Origin of the sequence: Dolichospermum sp. LEGE 00240, from assembly GCF_015207875.1 — a bacterium.
GTDB classification, from domain to species: domain Bacteria; phylum Cyanobacteriota; class Cyanobacteriia; order Cyanobacteriales; family Nostocaceae; genus Dolichospermum; species Dolichospermum gracile.
Genome location: NZ_JADEVZ010000025.1, coordinates 42,657 through 64,668 on the forward strand (window position 1 = coordinate 42,657; position 22,012 = coordinate 64,668).

The window sequence follows — 22,012 nt, forward strand, 5'->3', positions numbered from 1 at the left end:
ACCAACATTGTTAATTTCGCTCACGCTCAATTTTGCTCCTTGCTCAAGCAAGTCACTCAAGCGTCTTCATTATATGCAATTTTTCCCAGGAAATTTACACCATCAACCTATACAGTATAATTACGTAATTAAACAGCAGGATTACGGTTAATCCAAACGCCTCTGATTCCTGCCGATTTAGCCCCATAATAATCGTCTGTTATGCTGTCACCAATGTGCCATGCTGCTTCAGGTGAACATTTATGCTTGTTTAAAGCAATTTTAAATATTTCTGGATCTGGTTTAGCGGCACGAACTTGAGTGGAAATGGTAATAGAAGAAAAATATTCTCTGAGTCCTAAACCTTGCAATACTAAATATAAACGAGAGTCAAAATTAGATAATACTCCTAATTCAACTCCTAAGCGTCGCCAGTTCATTAAAGCTAGAGTGACATCAGGATAAACATACCAAGGTTCAGGAGTCCCAAAGTGGATATAAAGTTCGGTAAAAAAAGCGGTAAAATCGGTAAATTCTTGGAGAACACCGGCACCTTCAAAGGTATTTAAGGCAATTATCCGCCACCAATCATATTCACGCTGGGGAATATCTTTGATATCTGCATCCAGGAATATTGGTGGTGGTGAGGCTTTGAAGCTTTTGACAAAGTTTTGATCTAAAATTTGGGCAGAGACTTCTACACCAAATTCTTGGGCGATTTGTCGGTAAATTTCCCCAACACTACCTTTAATCCCAAACAATGTACCAACAGCATCTACAAAGATAACTTGGGGCTTTCTCATAATAATTAATACTTTAGTTCGCAGTAGTTATTAAATACATAGTAATAATATCTGAATTTGTCTAGTTTACCGTTATAGATCCCCGGCTTTTCCAAGAAGTCGGGGATCTATAATTACTTAGAAATGGCTTCTATTATGGGGCTAACTAACCAATTAAAACCGACTTTCAATTGATGATTTAACGTGGGTAAACGATACAGATAGGCCAGCCGACGGGCTAAATATGCAAAAGAACCATCTAATTGCACACCTAAACCTGTCAGGGTGGCGTTATCTATTCCTAAAGCCATCATTTCTCCTAATGGTTGATAGCGGAAGGGAAGTAAAGGACGATTAGTAATCGTAGCCCAGATATTCCAAGCGGTATAATCAGCTTGTTGAAAGGCGACTTGGGCGGTGGCGGGGACTTGTTTTCCTTCTGCGTCGAGACAGTCGGCTAAATCTCCTAAAGCAAAGATTTCAGGATGTTCTAGCGCCTGTAATTGCGGTGTGGTGGTAATTTGTCCGCGTTGATTTTGCTTGAGGGGTAAGGCTGTGACAACTGGAGAAACTTTTGTTCCCACTGTCCAAATGACTAAATCTACGGGTATGGTATCTACTTGATTTTTATACTCTAGGGAGATGCTATCTTGATTAATTGCTGCTACTTTAGTTTCTAGGTCAATAAATACCCCTTTACTATCTAAGGCTTTTTTGGCGGCTTCACGGTTAAATTCTGGGGAAGTGCGGAGAATTTGGTCGCTGAGTTCAATGAGGCGAAAACGTCCTTTTTCGCCGATTCTGTCTGCTAGTTTACAAGCTAATTCTACGCCGCTGTAACCCGCACCAACTATGGCAACACGGATTTTTTCTGGCTTTGCTGCTTCGAGAGTTCGCAACCGTTCTTCCAATTTGTAGGCATCTGTGATAGTACGGAAGGGGTAAGCATGAGTGACAGCACCGGAAACTAAATCTAGGGGTGTTTCACCACCTAATGCTAAGACTAAGCGGTCATAATTTAGTTCTGATTTATCTTGTAATTGAACTGTTTGCTTGTTAATGTCTATTGTGGAAACAGCGGCTTGGTGGAACTGGATTCCGGTTCCTTGTAGTAGTTCTGAGTATGGTGGGGCGATTTCCCAGGTTTGGAGTTCTCTGGTGAGGAGTTCGTAAAGCAGGGGAGAAAAGACAAAGCGATCGCTCTGATCTACTAAAATAATCTCAGGTTTGGGTGTAGATTCCCAGGGTAATTGGCTTAAACGCAGGGCGGTGTAGAGTCCACCAAAGCCACCACCTAGTATACAAATTTTTGTAGTTGCTTGAGTCATAATTTTTCTAGGCGCTAAATCCCAGTCAGATGTTTATTTTAGTGTAATGTTTTATTACGGTTTCTTGCCATTAATCAACAATCCTGATACTTGCCTTTATGCAAATTAGGCTTTAAGAATCAAGATTTGAACGCAGATAAACGCAAATAAACGCAGATGAATTAATAGATTGAATAATTCTGTGTTAAATGTTTTCCATGACAAACTACATAGTCGCTAATACAAATTCTCCTTCGTTAACAGAGTTATTTATTGATATATCATAAGAGGTTGTTTGAAAAGTATTAGATGAAACCAATAATTTCCAAGAACCTAACCCCCCAGCCCCCTTCCCTACCAGGGAAGGGGTGTTTCAAAGCCTCTCCCCGCGTCGGGGAGAGGTTTGGAGAGGGGTTTATTTATACATTAAAAACTTTTCAAACATCCTCTTATGACTGTATCTCATTCCGCTATATATTACGTAAGTTAAGTTAATAATTACCCTCCTGCGAGGGTTTTCAAGTAATAGCAAAGTTATCCTAACTTTCAGTAGTTGTAGAGGAAACGATAGGAATTTTTATTTCATTTGTAAATGTATCTAATAGTTTAAATGAAAATACCACAATAGCCGTTATTGAAAATAATGTCATCGCTAACCATAAAAGATGGTTACTGTGAAAATACCAACTAGCTATAGCCATAGGTATGAAACCTCCACCAAAGGAAATGAGGGCAGAATTACGTAACGTTCGCCCTTCGGTTAAACCTCCGAAGAATCCTTCCAAGATTACGGTAACTGCAAAAAACCCTTGGAATGGTAACAACCATCTGACATAGTAAGAAATGTTTTCAGTTACTTCAGTGTGGTTGGTTAATAGTCCAAATATAGTTTCTGGAAAAAGAATATATAAGATAGCAATGGGAATTGAAAGTAATAAACTGGTGAGTAAACTAACAGTTAGTAATGGTTGTAGCTGCTGTAATGTACCTTGTCCCTTAAAGTTTCCCGTGAGGCTTTGGGTGGCAAATCCTACTCCTTGAACAACAAACATATTCAAAGCTGCTGCTTGAATAAGAACAGTATTTTCGGCTAATATCTCTGTTCCCATTGCCGAACTGAGTTCAGTAAAAATGGCAAAGGTAGAGACTACGGCCAAACTTCTTATTAACATATCCCTATTTAGTTTGAAGGTAGCTTTAATAGCTGACCAATTCAAGACTTTTGGGATGACACCTGATACAATTGACCAATCAATGTGGAAGCAAACTATAATTAAACCTATGAATAATGCTACATACTGGCTAATGGCTGTAGTTAAACCAGCCCCTGTACTAGCCCAACCCCAGCGAATAATAAATAAGTAGTCCAGCACTACATTAGTTAGGCTTTCTATTACAGATATTAGCACCACAAAAATATTAAGTTCTCGGCCAAAAAACCAACCAACTAGGACAAAGTTGAGTAAAACCGCAGGTGCGCCCCAAATACGAGCCTGAAAATAGTCAAGACCGGCATCTTTTACCTCTGTTGCACCGACTAAAAAGGTAAACCCTACTGTTTGTAAAGGGTACTGAAGAATGAGGATGAGTGTACCTATTCCGAAAGCAATCAGACCATTTCGGAGTAATACTAATAGTATGGCTTCTGGATCATCTGTTCCTACAGCTTGTGCTGTCATGCCGTTGCTAGAAGAACGCAAAAAATTTAAAACTCGATATAAGTAGCTAAAAAGAATTGTGGCTAAAGAAACTCCTGCTAGGTAACGGATATCAGGTAAATGTCCCAAGTAGGCTAGGTCTATTAAACCCGACAATGGCACAACAATACTAGAGAGAATATTTGTAAATGCCAGTCGGTAAAAGCGAGATAGGAAGTTATATTCTTCAGGGATTGTAAAATTCATGTTCTGAATTGTTAATTTCTTGGAAATATTTTCAGTAAATTCTTATCTATCTGGCAACTGCTATATTGACCGGAAATTTTAGATTTTAGATGAAAAATTTGGTACAACCCCAGTCCTTCAGGATAGAAAAATACTCGCTGCGCTGCGTACGCTTCGCTAACGTAAATCCAAAATCCAAAATTTTCGAGCTTCCACACTTGTTTGGTGGAGTCAATCCAAAATCCAAAATCCAAAATCGTAAATCCAAAATTGAGTGACCCTAGCTTCATGTTATAAATGCGCCAATGCCCAGACGTGGTAGGGGAATTCTGGTTCGTTATCTAGGGAATGAGAAAGAGGATCATATTCGACCCATTGAGAGAAATTAGCAATGATACATTGGCGATTTCCCCAAGAACCAGTTTGAATGTTATCTAGAGGAAATCCACATTCATGGAGAAAGTGTTTGAGTCCAGTTTCTGTCCAGCGTGTGCAATCTATTGGGTAGTTATGAATTTTTATTAAAAAAGGGACAGAGATGAGAAAATACCCTCCAGGGGAAAGCATGGAAATAATATTGCGACCGGCTCGATAGGGATATAATAGATGCTCGAAAACTTGTTCTGCAATAATTAAATCAAACTTTTTTGGCAAGGGTGCAGAACAAATATCATATTCTGGATAGTGAATATTTTCATACTCTTGAAACCCAAAAGTTTCCCAATTCTTGCCTGAAACTTCTAATACTCGCCATCTTGAAAACGGTAAATTCTCTAGTAGCTTTGCCGTTTCGCGGTTCATTATGACTCGACTCCAAGTGATACCCATAACTGTATTATTTGTATAAATTGTTGTTAATTTACAGCATTTTTCATGTATTTAGATCACACTCTTGATTCCTCTTTGCGTCTGGAGCGCCTCTGCGTGAGACAAAAAAATGTTGTTCATTTACCCAAGGGTAAATATGCGATCAAGTTCGTCCTCACTCAGAGCTATTAATGGCGTGAGATCAGGATTTGATAAAAAAGCTGGTCTTTCTTTGTTGGGAAGGGCGCTGTTTTCAATACTGCTATAGGTGATGACAAAGTTTCGGCGGTCCCAGGGAGAAATATTGGCAACGGAACCATGTAATGTATCATAGTGTACGAACAAAACCGACCCCGCAAGACCTTTTGGTGCGACTATTCCTTGCACAGATGCAAATTTGGCAATCGTTTCTGGAGCGATCGCTAATGATGAGTTAGTAGTTGAAGCAGAATTTGCCGCTTCGAGTATTCCCTGTTGATGAGAACCAGGTATATAATATACTGGTCCATTGAATTCATTAACTTCATCTAAGAAAAGGATAGCATTTCCTCCTTTTGGTGAGGGAATTCGTTCGTAATACTGTGCAAATGCAGAGTCTTGATGCCATCCCCACATTCCTCCGGTAAACGCTGGCTTCATGACGATTTTACTGCGAAAAACGTACAATTCACTGGCAAAAAGTTGTTGTGCAACTGCCAATAGACGAGGGTGGCGGACTAAATCTCGGAAAATTTTGTTATTGAGATGAACTCCATAGAGAGTGCGTAAGGTTTTTTGATCATCTTCCAAAACACGACCAACTGCTTCATCAGCCATGATCATGGGAAGTTGATCACAAATTACTGAGATTTCCTCACGGCTAAAACACTCTGGAATGAACAAAAATCCTTGTTCTTCATAACTTTTTATTGCTTCTGTTGTCAGTTTCATTTTGCTGTTAATTATAATTTACTTAGTTAATGCAGATAATAAAATTTGTCCTATTGCAAAACATGAGAAATGCTGTTCCTCTGTTTAAATTCTAAAATTTTATCTACTGCTTTTTGCGTGCCACCTGATGTTATCAAAGAATCACTTAATAGATCAACGTTACTACGAATTTTTTCATCTTTGATAATCTGTTCAACAAGCGATCGCAATTTCAATGGAGCAATATTTTTCTGTTTTACCCATACTCCTATATTTAATTCTTCTACACGATTAGCTACTAAGTATTGATCACCTCCTTGGGGAAATACAATCAGTGGTACTTTGTGAATTAATGCCTCCCAAGTGCTATTAGTTCCCCCATGAGTAATAAAAACACTAGCTTGTTGAAGCACTTGCATTTGAGGTACATAGTTACTGACAATAAAATTAGGGGGAATGTTTCCCAATTCAGCAATATCTATAAATTTCCCTACAGACATTACCACCGTATACTCACTATTTGCAAAAGCTTGTAAACATTGTTGATAAAAAAAGGTTTTAGAATTATATAATGTCACCGATCCTAGTGAAATATAAATAATTGGTTTTTCTGCACTCTTTAGTAAAGGAAATTGAGAATCAACTGCTCTCTCACTGTAGCAAGGTCCTGTAAAAATATAATTGGCATCAAAATATGAACGCTGGATCTGAAACATTTCCGATGTATAAACAATATTTAAATCTCCTCGCAAATTCATAGAATTTGGTTGTAGTTGAAATACATCTTTTTTGCTAATCGCCTTTATTGCATACTTTTGGGTTAATTGCTGCCAAAGTCGTTGATGTCGGTAAAATCTTTGTAAATGTTTAACAATATCATTAATCGGGTAGGCTGCTAATAACAATGGTAATGGAGGCAAAAAATGAGGTGGTAGAAGAAAATTTGTATGGAAGCAAACGCTAGATATATTCAGTAAATCCGCACAGATAGCAGCCCATAAGCATTTAGCATGAAAAATAATTAATTTGGGGCGGTTGACTTTTAAATTTTCTAATAAAATTGGTACAGCATCTAAGCAATATTCTATCAACCGCGATTGCAGTGTCGGATCTGAATCTGGAGGTTTCATGCTAGGAAGTGGTTGAAATCTAGCACCTGCTGATTCAATTTTATCTCGAAATTCATCGAAGTAATAATAATCTATTTTTTCTCCTCTATGAGCGAGTTCTTGAATTAAACCTAGAGTTGTATCAATCCGGGTGTAACTAGGAAGATCAAAGAAAGCAATATCAGCCATAATAGTAAATCCTCAGTAATTAAACCCACTTCAAAGCCTGAGAAATAAAGTCAATATGGGGAGCTTTTTGTGCCATTCCTATCCCTACATGAGTTCCATATATACCTTCGTTAACAACTGAATTTATTGACCAATCAATTGTTTCCTCAATCTTTTTATTAGCACCAAAGGCTATTTCTGTCAGATTTAAACCTCTTTCTAAGTTGTAAGTCATATCTAATAATACAGCAGTCTCATCTTTACCATCTATGATCAGATGAGTTATGACATTATCTTCTACTTCTAGATATTTTTCTTGACTTAATTTCACCCTATCTGTAATATATTGCAAAGGCTGCCAATTATAATCTTTTGTTTCTTGAGTTGTAGTTTGGGTTAATATACCATCAAAATAGAAAGTTCCATCTACAGAAAAGCTGGATTTATTTGCTTTTGTATTCACTACTGAACTTTCCCAGAACTCAGCCACAGAGTAAAACCATCCTGACTCCAGTTCCACATCAGCATTAGCTATTTCTATATTCTCACCTAAAGAGCATTTGAGCTTGCTTCCTCTTGAGTCTGATAAATATAACTCACTTTCACTTTCAGCTATTTTATCATATAAAATATCTCGAATTGCTAATGCTTGTTCAATATCACCTGATAATAGCTGATTAAAAGAATATTCAATTACAGGTAAGCTCCCATCAAATTTTACTGCTGGTAAATGTACTATGGTACTTTGAGAATCATGCCAGAGTTGTTTAAGTTTGTAATAGTAGCTATAATCTGAAAAGATTAAAAAGGCTGTTTGTTTACTCTTAAAGTCATAATCATCAAAAAAAATAGTTTTATATCCTTGCTCCTGAGAGTAAGTATGAATTTCATTACTATCAACAATAATTGGCATCTGTCTTTGAAGAAAAGCTTGATAAAACTCTAAGATGTGCATATTTATTTAACGAATTACAAAACTTTATTGTCTTCAAGATATCTTAATTAAGTGTGAAAAATTAATAAGTTTGGACAACAATTCTTAGAATTGTTGTCCAAGTGCTTAGACTAGTCTTAGAACCTGTAAATACTTACATTACTAAGTAATTTTCAGCAAATTCTTACCAGTAAACATTGCCCAGATTGCTGCGGGTTTCTTTGTTAACTTGTTCAAGTTTACGTTTTTGTGTTTTCTTAGCGTTCATTTTAGTTGCTCCTGAAAATTTGCAATTTTAGCTACTAATTTGCGAGTTGTTTTTTTACTCGTTGATATTACCATATCAGCATCAGTTTGATTTAACAAGATCAATGTCCAAAATGTTTACATTTTTTAATAAATAAAGATGGATTAGGTAATTAACGTTTAATTTGCAGTTTTTAAGTCAAAAAAACCCTTTATATCACAGTCCGCTTGCACAATATAACTAGGCCAATGCATATAACTTGTATTATCTCGTTATTCTAACAAGCTCTGCCTTCTCGTGACTAATATTCAGCCTATAAGCATTGACTTTTATGGTTTATTTGCCAATTATCTTCAGCGTTTGGGTATGACTATTACTGGTAAATTATTAATAGAATAAGCTGATGACAAAAAGCGTATTAATCATCATATAAATATCCGGTTTGATTCCTGAAATTACTTGGATATGATCAACTCGTAGCCTGCTATCCTAGCAAAATACCTTTATTAATTTAAAAATATCAATGGCGAATCTAAAAATAACTGCTGGAGAAAACTACAATGATTATGTAGGACCAGCAAAAGAGTACGATTTCATGGGAGCGTCTCAATTTCGCTTGCTTTGTACACTAGGTCTCCGATCTCAGCATAAATTGCTTGATTTTGGCTGTGGTTCGCTCCGTGCAGGTCGGCTGTTTCTACCTTATCTTGATGAAGGTTGTTATTACGGGGTAGAACCCAACAAGTGGTTAATCGAGGATGCTATAAAGTTCCAAGTTGGAGAGGATCTGCTTCGCATCAAAAAACCGTGTTTTAGTTATAACGATCAGTTCTCTTTAGCTGAATTTGAAACCGATTTTGATTTTATCCTCGCACAATCCGTATTAACTCATACTAGGACTAATTTAGTAGATCTTTGTTTTCAGAACTTTGCTAAACATTTGAAACCTGATGGTCTTATCGTTGCTACTTTTATGGAGGGAGATACCGACATGGAAGGAGATGGTTGGGAATACCCTTTGTGTGTAACAATTAGACCAGCCACAATTAAAAAGTTAGCACAAGATGCCGGACTGGTAGGAATCTCTATCCCCTGGTTTCGTCCTAGACAAACTTGGTATGTTTTTGTGAAAAACCAAGACCGTCTTCCAACTCAGGCTATGTTTCCTTATCTTCATGGTGTTGTCCTATTCGATCCAATGTTTGAGAGATCAAAAGCATAAAAATTGACACAACTTTTACTGGATCTGGGTTTCTGGCTTTATTTTCCAATCCGATAGATGTAATCATTGCTTTAAACTAAAACTCTTATATAGCAAGGGTTACATCATTTCATTTAGGGAAAGTAACATAAGATAGTTATAAGTCACATTTGTACGGAGTTATGGGACAGCTTACATAAGATGGCAATTTATCGGCATTAAATAATCTTTATGCTTTGAGAAATAAAATCAATATAAGGAGACTTCTGTGCCATACCTATGCCTATGTGCGTTCCATATACTCCTTGATTCATAATGGAGTTTATCTGCCAATTCAGATTTTTTTCAATATTTTTGTTACAGCCAAAGCCTATCTCAGTAAAACTCAAGTTACGTTCTAAACCATAATCCATTTCCAGTAATATGGAAGTTTCATCCCTACCATCTAAAATGAGATGAGTTATAGTATTATCTTCGATATGAATATATTTTTCTTGACTTGAATTGACCTTCTCAAGTAAATATGTCAAAGCATCCTGGTGACGTTCTCTCACTCGTGGGTTTGCACAAGCGTGAATTATGCCATCAAAAAAGAAAGTTCCATCTAGTGAAAAACTTGATTTATCACTTTTAATATTGACTATTCCGCTTTCTAGCATTTCCGAAATTGAGTAAAACCATCCTGGTTCTAAATCATCTTCAGTATTTATAACTTCTAAATTTTCTGACAATAAGCACGTTAATTTAGTGCCTCTATGATCAGATAAATATAATTCATCTTCCACTTCAGCAATTTGCTCATAAGTTTTAGCTCTTAACTCTAATACTTGTGTTAAATCACAAGAGAGAAGTTGCTCGAATGAATAAGCGATGATTTGAGGATTTGTATCATACCTAACTGCTAGTAGATGGATAATCGTACTTTTGGAGGTATGAGATAGCTGTATAAGTCGATCATGATAACTATAATCCGAAATTACAGCAAATACTAGTTGTTGACTAGCAAAATCGTAATCATCAAATAAAATAGTTTGATATCCTTGCTCCTGAAAATAATAATTAAGATGAGTGCTATCAACAAGGATAGGAATTTTTTTATTAACTAGGGAATGATGAAAACGTATGGCATTCATTAAGAAATTTGTTCCTGTTTTGATTGGTGATAAAAATTACTAAGCTTTATTTTTAAACATCTAGAGTTTCAGATAACCGACTGCTTAGAGAAGTCGGGTATTTTGTTGTTGGGAAATTATTGAAGATTCCCATATCTAACTATTTTAACTACAGTTTACCACAAAATCCTAATTATTGAATCAGTCTTGTCTAACTATCTTGAGAATAAATGTCTAATTTATTTCAGATAAAGTTTTAAATTGTTCCTCACTAATACGTCCTGCTGCATATAAAGTTTCTGTGATTTCAGAAATTGTTAAAACTGCGTGTGCTTGATAACCATTTTCTCGCAATCTGTCTTTTACACCTTGTTCATGATCCATAAATACTACGATATCATTGACATTTAATCCTGCATATTTTAACTTTTCTGCTCCTTCCATTACGCTTTTACCACTGATCAGAATATCGTCAACAACGACAACAACTTCTCCAGGATTAAAATTACCTTCTATTACCTTGCGGGTTCCGTGCGCTTTTACTTCTTTGCGGGGAAAAATCATCGGGGAATTTAGATGTAATGATAATCCAGTAGCAGTAGGTAAAGAACCATAAGGAATACCCGCTATTCTATCATAAGTTAGGTCTTTAAGAATCTCTGCATAAGCAATTACTATCTGATGAAATATTTGGGGATTGGAAATGATTTTGCGGAGGTCTATATAATAGGGAAAGGTAGCTCCAGAAGCTTGGACAAATTCACCAAACATGATACAACCAATGTCATAAAGTTGTAGAATTAAATCTAAAAGCGGGTGTTTATTTAACAAACAAACATCAGGAAACCAGACGGAACAAGTGGAGTTTTCCTGGGAAATTTCAGTTCTGAGATGATTAATTTCCACCCTTAAAGATTGCAGTTGTGTAGATAGATTTTCACTTCCTAACATATCTTGAGAAACGGGAAGAAGTAACCCATCACCATTATAATTTAATCCCGCTGATAGCAAGTTTTTAAGATTACCACCTTCAGACCAGATGCTGCGGGCTAAAATTACTCTTTCTGGTGCTTCTTTGCGAATTTTTGCTAAAATATCTGGCTGAATAGTTCCTACTTCTAAACCTAGTTGTTCAGGTGTTCCCCAGTTTTTTGCTTCTTTAACTACTTGTAAATAAAAAGGGGATTCGGCTGTAGGGTATTGCTGTAAAATTGCCGCACCTGGATTAGAAGTTGTACACAAAATAAAAACGGCTTTATCGGGATAAACTAAAAAGGGGGCTACGTGATCTTGTCCTGCATAAGGACTCAATGTAATCGCATCAATCTGCCATTCTTCAAAAACAGTTTTAGCGAAAATTGTGCTAGTATTAAGATCGCTATGTTTAGCATCTAATATAATCGGAATGTGGGCAGGAATAGCTTTTAAAGTTCGTTGTAGTAATTCCCATCCCGGAATACCTAAAGCTGCGTAAAATCCCAGAGTTGGTTTATAGGCACATACTAAATCAGTGGTTTGGGAGATAGTAAATTCCAACCAATCCCACAGACTATCAATCAAACTATTGGAATGTGATTTCTGGGAATATCGTTCAGGGAGCATTTCTGGATTAGGATCTAGTCCTATAAATAGTAAACTCTGATTTTGGGCGATCGCCCCATTCAATTTATCGTAAAATTTCATTAATGGTAACATGATTATCCGTATATGCGTTAATCTGCGGTTAATGTGATCATTCCTTCCCATCTTACCAACATTTTAGCACTAATTCCTGGTACTTTATCAACATCTTGTAAAGAAGTAAATTTTTGCTGTTGACGGGCTATAATTATTCTTTCGGCTAACTTTTCACCCACACCAGGAAGAGTTTCTAATTCTGCTTGACTTGCTGTATTGAGATTAATTTTAGTGGTAATTGGATTTACGAAAGATGATGGTTGTTTAATTTGAGGACATTTTTTAACTTCTGCATCTATTTTAGATTTAACATTTGCTGGTAGACCAGGTTTTATTTGACCATAAAGGCGATTAAATTCTCTTTGATAATGTGCTGCTACTGTAGGATTTTCAATCACTATTAATGTTTCATCATTGCCATTATTTGCTGCTTCTGACCAATTATGTGAACCTGTAATTACGGTTTGGCTATCAATGACTGCAAATTTATTGTGCAATAAATCACCCTTAGCTAAAATTGGGACTCCGACGGTAGAAATGGGATTTTTCCAAGGACGGTTATCAACTTCATATTTACAGTTATCACTTAAAGCAAATCCCATCATATCTAAAGCTTCACTGTAGGGACGATAGGCAAATTGTGGTGCAATTAAAGCCCGAATTTGGACATTTTGATGATGACGTTCTTCGAGAATATTGGCAAGTTGTTGATCGGAAAATACAAATAATGCTAAATCAACTGTTTTTGAACTTGCAGATAAGGTTTTGGCAATTAACCCATTACTGGAATTACTCCAAGGTTCAGTAGGAGATGTTGGAGAAAAATGAATTGTAATTTTGCTATTCCCCAATGTAATTGTTTGTGGGTTACGAACAGGTTTTGTAACTCCAAATTTACTATCTGGTTTTCCTCCTACTCCGTCACCCCAGATAATATTAAATTCTTCTGTTAATAAAGTTGCTAATTCAGAACTATCAATTTTTAATAAATTATTGGCATTACCCAAACTGCTAGGATTTGTAAAGTCTCCAGAGGTATCACTGAAGGTAAAATTTGCAGAAGTAATAACCACAAAACGATGATCAACAACAACGAACTTATGGTGCATTAAACTACTACCCTTTGAACCATCAGCGGTATCATCTAGCCAAGGAATTTGGGCATTTTGAATAATTGCTAACCCATCCCGTTGACTAATTTCCGCTGGTGTGATTTGATTATCTTGATTGATATCCACAAATTTCCGAAATTCTTGATATCGTTCTTGTTCTCTTTTTCCTAACTTCGCTATTTCTGCGGAAGTGAAACTACTCCAAGGACGAGAATAATTACTTTCTAAAATTAACCTAATCTTTACGCCAGATTTTTGTTTTTGTGCTAATATTTGGGCAACTCTTGGTAAACGCAATTCTTGGACAGCTATATCCACAGTAGATTTAGCTTGGGAAATAGTATCAACAATCTGCTTTTCTAAATCATCTCCTAACCGGGTTTGCTGACGATAGGTTTCTTGATATTCGGAAGATTGGGAATTATTGAAGTAAACTTGAATTAAAGGATCTTGGGGTAATGGTGCTAAACGCTGGTTTGATGATTGGACTTGTTCACAACCAGTCAGAGTGAATAGCAATAAAAAAACATAAGAAAAATAGCGAACTTGTGGGAAAATAAACACAGTAACTTGATAAAAGTAAATTACAGAGATTTTAATGTATTTATATCACATTCTGAATTTCTTTCTTCCTCTGCGCCTTTGCTCCTTTGCGTCTACCCTGCGGGATCTCTAAGAGAGATTGCGCGAAATAAAAACAAGACTATGCAAATATATCTAGATTACAGTGCAACTGCTCCCACTCGTCCAGAAGCGATCGCAATTATCCAAAAAATCTTAACACAACAGTGGGGTAATCCTTCCAGTTTACATGAATGGGGCAACCGCGCCGCCTTGGTTGTGGAAACTGCGCGAATGCAAGTAGCAGGTTTAATTAATGCTGTTCCTGAATCAATTATTTTCACTTCTGGGGGAACGGAAGCAGATAATTTAGCAATTATGGGGGTGGCGCGATGTTACAATACTCCCCAACATATGATCATTTCCAGTGTAGAACATTCCGCCATTTCTGAACCGGCGAAAATGTTAGAAAATTGGGGTTGGGAAGTTACCCGTTTGGGTGTAAATCATCACGGAAGAGTTAACCCCGCAGATTTAACCGCAGCTTTGCGAGATAACACCGTGTTGGTATCTGTGATTTATGGACAAAGCGAAATAGGAACAGTCCAACCAATTGGAGAATTGGGAAAAATCACGAAAACACACGGCGCTTTATTTCACACAGATGCAGTGCAAGTTGCTGGACGTTTACCCATAGATGTGCAGACATTACCTGTAGATTTATTGAGTCTATCTAGTCATAAAATCTATGGTGGTTTGGGTGCAGGGGCGTTATATGTGCGTTCTGGAGTGGCATTAATGCCGCTGCTGGGTGGGGGTGGACAGGAGAACGGACTGCGTTCAGGGACGCAAGCAACACCCGCTATTGCTGGATTTGGAGTAGCTGCGGAGTTAGCAGCACAGGAATTAGAGACGGAAAGAGAGAGATTGATCTTATTGCGCGATCGCCTCTTTGCCATTCTAGCAGATGTTCCGGGTTTAATACCCACAGGTGACAAGATTCATCGTTTACCCCATCATCTCAGCTTTTATTTAGAAGCAGCCGACGGAGAAAAAATCAGCGGTAAAACCTTAGTAAGACAGTTAAATTTAGCCGGAATTGGTATTAGTGCTGGTGCGGCTTGCAATAGTGGCAAATTAAAACCTAGTCCCATTTTGTTAGCTATGGGATATTCTCCCAAAGCAGCTTTGTGTGGAATTAGATTAACTTTAGGAAAACAGACAACAGCAGCCGATATTGATTGGACTGGGATAGTTGTGAAACAGATTTTGCAGAGATTAATCCCCAGTTAACTTTCGGAAATTAGATGTCTTAATTATTCGTATTGATAATATAACGAATAGGTGATAGTAAGCAATTACCAATTACCAATTACCAGTTACCAATTAAACACCTAATAATTTGTAGATAATGTTATTGACAAGAGTAAGCGCAAAAGCACCTAAAATTGCACTCCAAATGCCAAAACGTAACCGAAAACCATCTACTAACCAAGCAGCAATACTAAAACAAGCAACAGCAATCATGAAAGTAAAGATACCAGATAATAAGTCAAAGGTGGCTAAATTTGGTATCACAAACAAAACCTTGAGAACTGGCTTAACTAGCGCTGTAATAATACCTAAAACTGCGGCGGAAAAAATTGCCTTTTCAGGAGAATCAATTTCCACTCCTAAAGGTAATTTACTAATAATCCACAAACTAACAGCCGTTACTAACCAAACAATTAGCAGCGTCGTAATATCCATTACCAGAACCCCTGAAACGTGAATGTTGATATGACGATAAATTACCTGGTTGACTTGGTTTCTTGATCTAAAAATCTTCGTAGCTTAACCAATTATTTATAAATTAGCAGAATTTCTCACTAGAACTGAAATTTATTCTAGATATCTTTAGGTTTACTATAAACCACCAGATCCCCGACTTCTCTAAGAAGTCGGGGATCTGACTTTTGCACGGAATTCTTTGTCTTTTACTTACCACCGTAGAAAAAAGCAACTTCCTTTTCTTTTAAGGGTGCAAAACCAGCTTCAATCAGCTTTTGATCAAGTTCAGCTTGGGGGATATGTTTAGCACCAATCCGAACGATGCGAGAACGCATGGTATTGGAGACACCGCTGCGTTGTCTATTGGCTTCTAACCCCATGACCTGACTGTACAATTCTAACTTGGCTGTGGGAATAGGAGAGCCATCAAAATCAATTCCTTTGGCGATCGCTTGATCAATAGCATCAGCACCAGTAGTCGTTTCAGTAGTCATAGTAACCTATTTTCAAAGATATGGAAATATATTATCAGGGAATGCCTCCTCAAGCACTGTAAATACAAGGACGGGCAAGATGCCCATCCCACATCCCACAAGGTTGGATAGCGAAGGGCTGCTGCAAGCAGTTCATCTTTTTTGTGGAGTTCTCTTAGTAGAATTAATCCAAAATCTAAAATCTAAAATCGGATGATCTTTGACTTTCCTAATACCGCCCTTTCCGTAACTGGATTAACCGACTACCTAAAATTACTCTTAGAACAAGATGAAATTCTCAGACAAGTGTGGGTAACTGGGGAAGTTTCCAGCGCCAATTATCACCAAAGTGGATTATTTTTTACACTAAAAGATACGGATAGTACAGCCTCTATTAAGTGCGTAGCTTGGAAAAGTCAAGTACCAAAATTGGCACAAATGCCTGTGGCTGGCGAACAGTTAATTATTTTAGGCAGTATTCGCATTTATCCACAACGGGGAGAGTATCAATTAACAGTGTGGCAAGCCTTACCTGCGGGTGTAGGTTTACAGGCGTTACGCTATCAACAACTAAAAAATCGCTTACAGGCTGAGGGACTATTTGATATAGAAAGAAAGAAATATATTCCCCCACATCCACAAATTATCGCTGTCGTTACGTCCCCAACAGCAGCGGCTTGGGGTGATATTCAAAAAACCCTCAAACATAGATATCCCGGCTTACACATCTTATTTTCTCCCGCGACAGTGCAAGGTGAACAAGCACCAGCATCTATCGTTAAAGCCATTGAAAGAGTCAAAAAAGATGGTCGTGCGGAAGTATTAATTTTATCCAGAGGTGGTGGTGCTGTTGAAGAACTAGCTTGTTTTAATGATGAAAGAGTCGTTATGGCTGTTGCTAATTGTCCAATACCAATAATAACAGGAATTGGACACCAAAGGGATGAATCCTTAACAGATTTAGTTGCTGATTCATGGGTACATACACCAACAGCCGCAGCGGAAACAGTTGTCCCGTCACTGTCTGATTTACAAATTCAACACCAACAGCGAATTATCGGCTTGTGTACAGCCGTCAATTCATCATTAGCAGCTAGGGAAAAGCAACTTCAAGGATTAAAACATCGGTTGCGTCAATTGCGCCTAGATAGACAAGTAGAACAGGAAAGAGACAAGTTATCTTGGCAACAGCGGCAATTATTACAAGTAACAACGGGAAAATTACAACAAGCCAGCCAACACTTAGAAATGTTACGCCAAAAATTGGCTATTATTGACCCTCAATCTGTATTACAGCGTGGTTACGCGGTAGTGATAACAGAAAATGGTGTAATTCCTCGTTCTGTATCAGAATTAACTATAGGAGAAAATTTAGTGATTCAGTTGGCACAAGGTAAGGTAACAGTTAAAGTTATAGAAGTTACTGAAGGTTAAATTTTGGAAAAGTATATTTTCAGACTTCAGACTTTACGCCCAGGATGCTCTACTGTACGATGTAAGCTATGTCCTATCATGATTCTGCCTTACTACAAAAAATTTCTGTCGAGATTTGTCAATCAATTATTGCTATTCAACAACAGCAACCGGAATTATTGATTGCAAAATATCGAACTATTAACTGGCAAATATCTACAAATAAATCGGCTTTGAGTGCAAAATTTAGAGCTATACTCAGCCAAACTCAAAGCTGGGATGAATTATTACAAAAACTGCAATCATCACTTAAAGCAGTGCTTGTTCCCGCAGCTTTTAATTCACAAATAATATCAGATTTAATATCTGATATTGAGCAGTTAAATTCCGAAAATATTGATGTAAATGCTAATCATTTACTCCAACGACAGTCTGTAAATATAACTATTTTACTTTTAGATGCAGAAAACCTACAACTGAACGCGAATACTGAAAAGTTTTTAACTACAATTTGTCATTCTCCTGTACAAGTTAAAATTGCTTTTGCTAATTGGTCAAATCGCGGAAAATTGGATGTAGAATTACATGAACGTGGCTATGATTTAATTCATGTTCCTGCTGGTAGAGATAATGCTGATGGGAAAATGATTGCGGTGGGTTCTTCTATTCATGAACGCTATCCTAATGTTAAGGAAGTGTTTGTTTGTTCCTCAGATAAGGTAATGACCAACTTATGTAATACGTTACAGCAAAATGGGATATTAGTTTATCAAGTTAGTCAACATGGAGAAAATATTAAGGTATTTAATAGTGCAACCAGTGAAACTGTTAATTATTCTCTGAAACCTGTGCCAGAAATACCTTCTATAGAACAGTTTATTTTTCAAATCAAGGGCTTGATTAAATTACAACAAAAGCAAACTGCTAGTTATTGGGTGAAACTTTCGATTCTGTCTAAATTATTTAAAAGCAAACATCAATTAACTATTAGTCAAATTATTGCTCATCATTTTCCTGGCAAAAAAGCCAAAGATGTATTTATTAACTATCCATCTGAGATTGTCATTCATCAAATTGATGAAAAATCTGAATTATATGTCACAATCTTTGAACATCAACAAATCCAGTCGGGAGATGGTCAAGATCATGTACAAGCTACAATATCAAGCGGATTATCTGCTATTAGTTCTGCCGCAGATTTAGAACAAGCAATCAAAAATATTTTGATAGATTTAAGTAAATCAGATAATCGGCGATTTGTGGATATTAGTATTTTGGGTAGTAAGTTTTATCAGCAATATGGTCAACCGATTACGGAACAAATAAAACAATTGCAGATTGGTGGTAGTTTTGTGAAGTTTTTACATTCTTGTAATTCTTTGCAAATTCAGCAGGTAGGTAAAAGATGGGAGGTAGGTGTTAAGAAGTCGGAACTATAGGAATCCGGTTTGATTCTGTGAATTTACTTGTGTGGTAAGGGAACAGGGAACAGGAATGGCAAAGGACAAGGACCAGGAGGACACTTTTTCCGATTTCCGAATTATTGATCACATAAATTTATTGATTAAATGTTGTATTAATCACATAAATCAGTTAATATACTGATGTTTTCATTATTTAACCCTTCTTGCTTCTTTTTTTATTCTCAACTCCTGATATTTTTCCCCGTCTTTGCCTTTTGTGCATTTTTCTATTATTCTTGGGCATAATCTCATAAATAATTATATTCTGGTGTTGTGTACCCTTACTCTAGCCACCGTATTTTGATACTAAAATCTCCATGAAAACAACTACAGAATCTCACTACAACCAACTACCTAATAGTTACTCCCCTTCTGTTCCCCTTTGTGTTTATCGAGAGTTGACAGTGGAGTTACAAGCAGTCCAATCCAAATTGGATGTTATTACCAGTCATAATCAGAAATTAGTCCAGGAAAACCAACAACTGCGTCAAGAAATTACTAAAGTGATTCAGTCTTGCTTAGAACTGCAAAAGCTAGTTAGTACATCATCACCCAGTTCTCCCGCATCATCTCCATCTGATCATGAAGTTAAATATCCGCCTCAACCTCAGCCGACACCTGACCATGATCACGAGGTAAAACACACACATAAGCCAACTGTTACCACATTATCTCCGCGTCTGCAAACAAATCGTCTCCGACCGAAAACAGCAACAAAACCAACCCCTCCTCAAAACCGTCGTCAGGAGTCCGCCGCACCAAGGACGAATATAAACTTGCCAGGATCAGAAACAGTATTTATAGAAGAACAGGAAGTTCGCTACTATCCCCAATCTCAGTCTGAGGGTAAAGGATTAAATGGTTGGTGGCTGATAGTAACTATTATATTCATCATGATAACTGGTTTTGCGGCTGGGTATTTAATTGTGCGCCCTTTATTCCAAAATCACACCCAACCTTCAACAATTAAAAATTGAAAATTCATAGACAATAGGACTTACGCACTGTACAAATTAACCATCATCTGTACGCAGGATATTTGGTCGTTTCAGTGCTATAAAATACCACTTTTCAAACATCCTCTTATCCGCAAATCAAGCCGCTACGGGGAGGAATAGTTAAAGAAACATTGTTATCTTTCCATGTAATTTCCCCATTGCCAAATAAAACTTGATGTGGTTTATTTGGCAAATTACGACAATCTATATTCACTGTGATAGATTCACTTCCCACATTCACAGCAATAATTAATTCTTCACTTTCTAAACTTCGTGCAAATACATAAACTGTTCCTACTGCATAAAGAACTTGATAATTACCAATTCGTAAAGCCGGGTAATTTTGACGAATAGAAATTAATTGTTTGTGAGTATTTAAAATGTCTTGATTCCAATCAGATTTTAGGGGGAAAACACGGCGACAATCTGGATCTATGCCTCCAAGTAAACCAACTTCATCACCATAATAAATACTAGGCGCACCGGGAAAAGTAAATAACAGCAGATTACATAATTCTACACTTGCTTGATCACCATTAGCAATACTAATTAATCTGGCTGTATCATGGCTACTGAGGACGTTTAATTGAGTTAGTTGGATTTCCCAAGGATATAATTCTAAAAGGCGGTGAATTTTGGCTGCATAACCAGCCGCATCTAGGGCAGGATAGGGATAATAACTCTGAGATTCTACTAATTCTAATACGATGCGATCGCCTACTGCAAAGGCAATGGCAGCCTCATTAAATAAATAATTCAATACCCCATCAAATTGCGTTCCATCAAGCCATTCACGGGCATCTGTCCAAACCTCACCGACAATATAAGCATGAGGATTAATACCTTTAACTCGTTGGCGAAATTCCTGCCAAAAACCCGGAGTTTTAATTTCATAAGGCACATCTAACCGCCAACCATCAATGCCAAATTCTAACCAATATTCAGCAATTTCCATAATGTATTCTTTAACATCTGGATGATCATGATTAAAGGTTGGTAAAGAGCGAATCCCCGCCCAAGCATCATAATTAGCGGGTAAACTACCATCATAAGGGGCAAGCGGCCAATCTTGAATTTTAAACCAATTTACCCAAGGGGAATTAGAACCATTTTCTAATACATCATGGAAGAAGAAAAAGCCTCGACTAGAATGATTAAATACGCCATCGAGAACTATTTTCAGATTTCGTGAATGGGCTGCATCTATTAATTCTCGCAAAGCTTGATTTCCCCCCAACATCGGATCAACTTGGTAATAATCATGGGTATGATAACGATGATTACTAGCAGATTGAAAAATGGGTGTAAAGTAAATTGCATTCACCCCTAAACTTTGGATATAGTCTAATTCTTCCAGCACCCCCCATAAATCACCACCTTTGTAACCTTGGAGAGTAGGTGGTGCATCCCAGGCTTCCAAATTGCTATTATTTAAGAAACTGTCACGGGAACGTTGACTTCTGGCAAATCTATCAGGAAAGATTTGATAGAAAACCGCGTGTTTAACCCAATCTGGCGTTTGAATTTCCATAAATACATCTATGAGCAACTTAACATATAGCAATTTTAAACCAGATGTAAACAACCCCCTTGTATTTCCCTCTGTGTCCTCTGTGTCTCTGTGGTTCGTTTAAAATATATTGTCGCCATACATTTAGAGTATGACCAATTAAATACCCAGAACCCACAGCATATCAATTACCAAATTTCCCCTCTTTCCTAGTCACGAAAGGATAAATAATTGGTACACTTGTTTACTTAACCTCTTTTCCAGTTAACCAGTGACTCATGGTATACGTCAAGCGCGTTGAACTTACCAATTTTAAATCCTTCGGTGGGACTACTGCTGTTCCTCTCCTACCGGGGTGTACCGTCATATCTGGCCCAAATGGTTCTGGAAAATCAAATATTCTTGATGCGTTGCTGTTTTGCTTGGGACTGGCTAGTTCTAAGGGTATGCGGGCGGAACGTTTACCGGATTTGGTGAATAATGCCCAAAAACATAAGGGGCGTTCGGCGCTGGAAGCTAGTGTAACTGTGACTTTTGATATTTCGGATGTCTCTCGCAGAGGCGCGGAGGCGCAAAGGGAGGAGGTGGGGGACTGTC

The 22,012-nt window shown here is 37.3% G+C and carries 19 protein-coding genes; 6 read left to right on the forward strand and 13 right to left on the reverse strand.

Annotated elements, in window-relative coordinates:
* Positions 1 to 128 precede the first annotated feature (128 nt).
* From IQ226_RS10690 to IQ226_RS10720, 7 genes are all read right to left on the reverse strand, one after another.
* On the reverse strand, positions 129 to 782 hold the full coding sequence (locus IQ226_RS10690) for an HAD family hydrolase (RefSeq protein ID WP_193895217.1): 654 nt from the start codon (positions 780 to 782) through the stop codon (positions 129 to 131).
* Between the two features lie 113 nt (positions 783 to 895).
* On the reverse strand, positions 896 to 2,089 hold the full coding sequence (locus IQ226_RS10695) for an NAD(P)/FAD-dependent oxidoreductase (RefSeq protein ID WP_193895219.1): 1,194 nt from the start codon (positions 2,087 to 2,089) through the stop codon (positions 896 to 898).
* A gap of 518 nt (positions 2,090 to 2,607) precedes the next feature.
* Positions 2,608 to 3,972, reverse strand: coding sequence for a guanitoxin biosynthesis MATE family efflux transporter GntT (gene gntT, locus IQ226_RS10700; RefSeq protein WP_193895221.1), 1,365 nt, complete (start codon positions 3,970 to 3,972; stop codon positions 2,608 to 2,610).
* Between the two features lie 270 nt (positions 3,973 to 4,242).
* Entirely contained in the window at positions 4,243 to 4,779 is a 537-nt protein-coding gene (locus IQ226_RS10705) for a bifunctional 2-polyprenyl-6-hydroxyphenol methylase/3-demethylubiquinol 3-O-methyltransferase UbiG (RefSeq protein ID WP_193895223.1), read from the reverse strand.
* A 120-nt stretch (positions 4,780 to 4,899) separates the two neighbouring features.
* The gene (locus tag IQ226_RS10710; RefSeq protein ID WP_193895225.1) at positions 4,900 to 5,688 is read right to left on the reverse strand and encodes a phytanoyl-CoA dioxygenase family protein; all 789 of its coding nucleotides are present in this window, start codon (positions 5,686 to 5,688) and stop codon (positions 4,900 to 4,902) included.
* Between the two features lie 50 nt (positions 5,689 to 5,738).
* Positions 5,739 to 6,965, reverse strand: coding sequence for a macrolide family glycosyltransferase (locus tag IQ226_RS10715; protein ID WP_193895227.1), 1,227 nt, complete (start codon positions 6,963 to 6,965; stop codon positions 5,739 to 5,741).
* Between the two features lie 19 nt (positions 6,966 to 6,984).
* The gene (locus tag IQ226_RS10720) at positions 6,985 to 7,899 is read right to left on the reverse strand and encodes a hypothetical protein (protein WP_190589214.1); all 915 of its coding nucleotides are present in this window, start codon (positions 7,897 to 7,899) and stop codon (positions 6,985 to 6,987) included.
* Positions 7,900 to 8,648: 749 nt separating this feature from the next.
* Here IQ226_RS10720 and IQ226_RS10725 point away from each other — a divergent pair.
* Positions 8,649 to 9,347 (forward strand): methyltransferase, encoded by a 699-nt coding sequence (locus IQ226_RS10725; protein WP_193895229.1) that lies wholly within the window; start codon positions 8,649 to 8,651, stop codon positions 9,345 to 9,347.
* A 197-nt stretch (positions 9,348 to 9,544) separates the two neighbouring features.
* Here the strand turns inward: IQ226_RS10725 and IQ226_RS10730 are convergent, their stop codons facing one another.
* From IQ226_RS10730 to IQ226_RS10740, 3 genes are all read right to left on the reverse strand, one after another.
* The gene (locus IQ226_RS10730) at positions 9,545 to 10,459 is read right to left on the reverse strand and encodes a hypothetical protein (protein WP_193895230.1); all 915 of its coding nucleotides are present in this window, start codon (positions 10,457 to 10,459) and stop codon (positions 9,545 to 9,547) included.
* A gap of 213 nt (positions 10,460 to 10,672) precedes the next feature.
* Positions 10,673 to 12,121: a bifunctional orotidine-5'-phosphate decarboxylase/orotate phosphoribosyltransferase gene (locus IQ226_RS10735; RefSeq protein ID WP_193895250.1), complete on the reverse strand. Its 1,449-nt coding sequence runs from the start codon at positions 12,119 to 12,121 to the stop codon at positions 10,673 to 10,675.
* Between the two features lie 29 nt (positions 12,122 to 12,150).
* A complete protein-coding gene (locus IQ226_RS10740) occupies positions 12,151 to 13,791 on the reverse strand; it encodes a DUF655 domain-containing protein (RefSeq protein ID WP_193895232.1) in 1,641 nt (546 codons plus the stop codon).
* Positions 13,792 to 13,932: 141 nt separating this feature from the next.
* On the opposite strand from IQ226_RS10740, the gene IQ226_RS10745 reads away from it, so the two are divergent.
* Positions 13,933 to 15,081, forward strand: a complete 1,149-nt coding sequence (locus IQ226_RS10745) for a cysteine desulfurase family protein (protein ID WP_193895234.1) — start codon at positions 13,933 to 13,935, stop codon at positions 15,079 to 15,081.
* Between the two features lie 93 nt (positions 15,082 to 15,174).
* On the opposite strand, the gene IQ226_RS10750 is transcribed toward IQ226_RS10745, so the two are convergent.
* Both IQ226_RS10750 and IQ226_RS10755 read right to left on the reverse strand, forming a co-directional pair.
* Positions 15,175 to 15,537 (reverse strand): phage holin family protein, encoded by a 363-nt coding sequence (locus IQ226_RS10750; RefSeq protein WP_096667447.1) that lies wholly within the window; start codon positions 15,535 to 15,537, stop codon positions 15,175 to 15,177.
* 227 nt (positions 15,538 to 15,764) lie between these two features.
* A complete protein-coding gene (locus IQ226_RS10755) occupies positions 15,765 to 16,052 on the reverse strand; it encodes a DUF4090 family protein (RefSeq protein WP_193895236.1) in 288 nt (95 codons plus the stop codon).
* A 192-nt stretch (positions 16,053 to 16,244) separates the two neighbouring features.
* On the opposite strand from IQ226_RS10755, the gene xseA reads away from it, so the two are divergent.
* The 3 genes from xseA to IQ226_RS10770 all read left to right on the forward strand — a co-directional run bounded on the left by xseA (position 16,245) and on the right by IQ226_RS10770 (position 19,884).
* Entirely contained in the window at positions 16,245 to 17,465 is a 1,221-nt protein-coding gene (xseA, locus tag IQ226_RS10760; RefSeq protein WP_193895238.1) for an exodeoxyribonuclease VII large subunit, read from the forward strand.
* 68 nt (positions 17,466 to 17,533) lie between these two features.
* Positions 17,534 to 18,883 (forward strand): NYN domain-containing protein, encoded by a 1,350-nt coding sequence (locus IQ226_RS10765; RefSeq protein WP_193895240.1) that lies wholly within the window; start codon positions 17,534 to 17,536, stop codon positions 18,881 to 18,883.
* A 341-nt stretch (positions 18,884 to 19,224) separates the two neighbouring features.
* Positions 19,225 to 19,884, forward strand: a complete 660-nt coding sequence (locus IQ226_RS10770; protein ID WP_193895242.1) for a hypothetical protein — start codon at positions 19,225 to 19,227, stop codon at positions 19,882 to 19,884.
* A 106-nt stretch (positions 19,885 to 19,990) separates the two neighbouring features.
* Here the strand turns inward: IQ226_RS10770 and IQ226_RS10775 are convergent, their stop codons facing one another.
* Positions 19,991 to 21,436, reverse strand: coding sequence for a glycoside hydrolase family 13 protein (locus tag IQ226_RS10775; protein WP_193895244.1), 1,446 nt, complete (start codon positions 21,434 to 21,436; stop codon positions 19,991 to 19,993).
* Positions 21,437 to 21,693: 257 nt separating this feature from the next.
* On the opposite strand from IQ226_RS10775, the gene IQ226_RS10780 reads away from it, so the two are divergent.
* The coding region (locus tag IQ226_RS10780; RefSeq protein WP_193895246.1) for an AAA family ATPase at positions 21,694 to 22,012 on the forward strand (319 nt) is incomplete at its 3' end.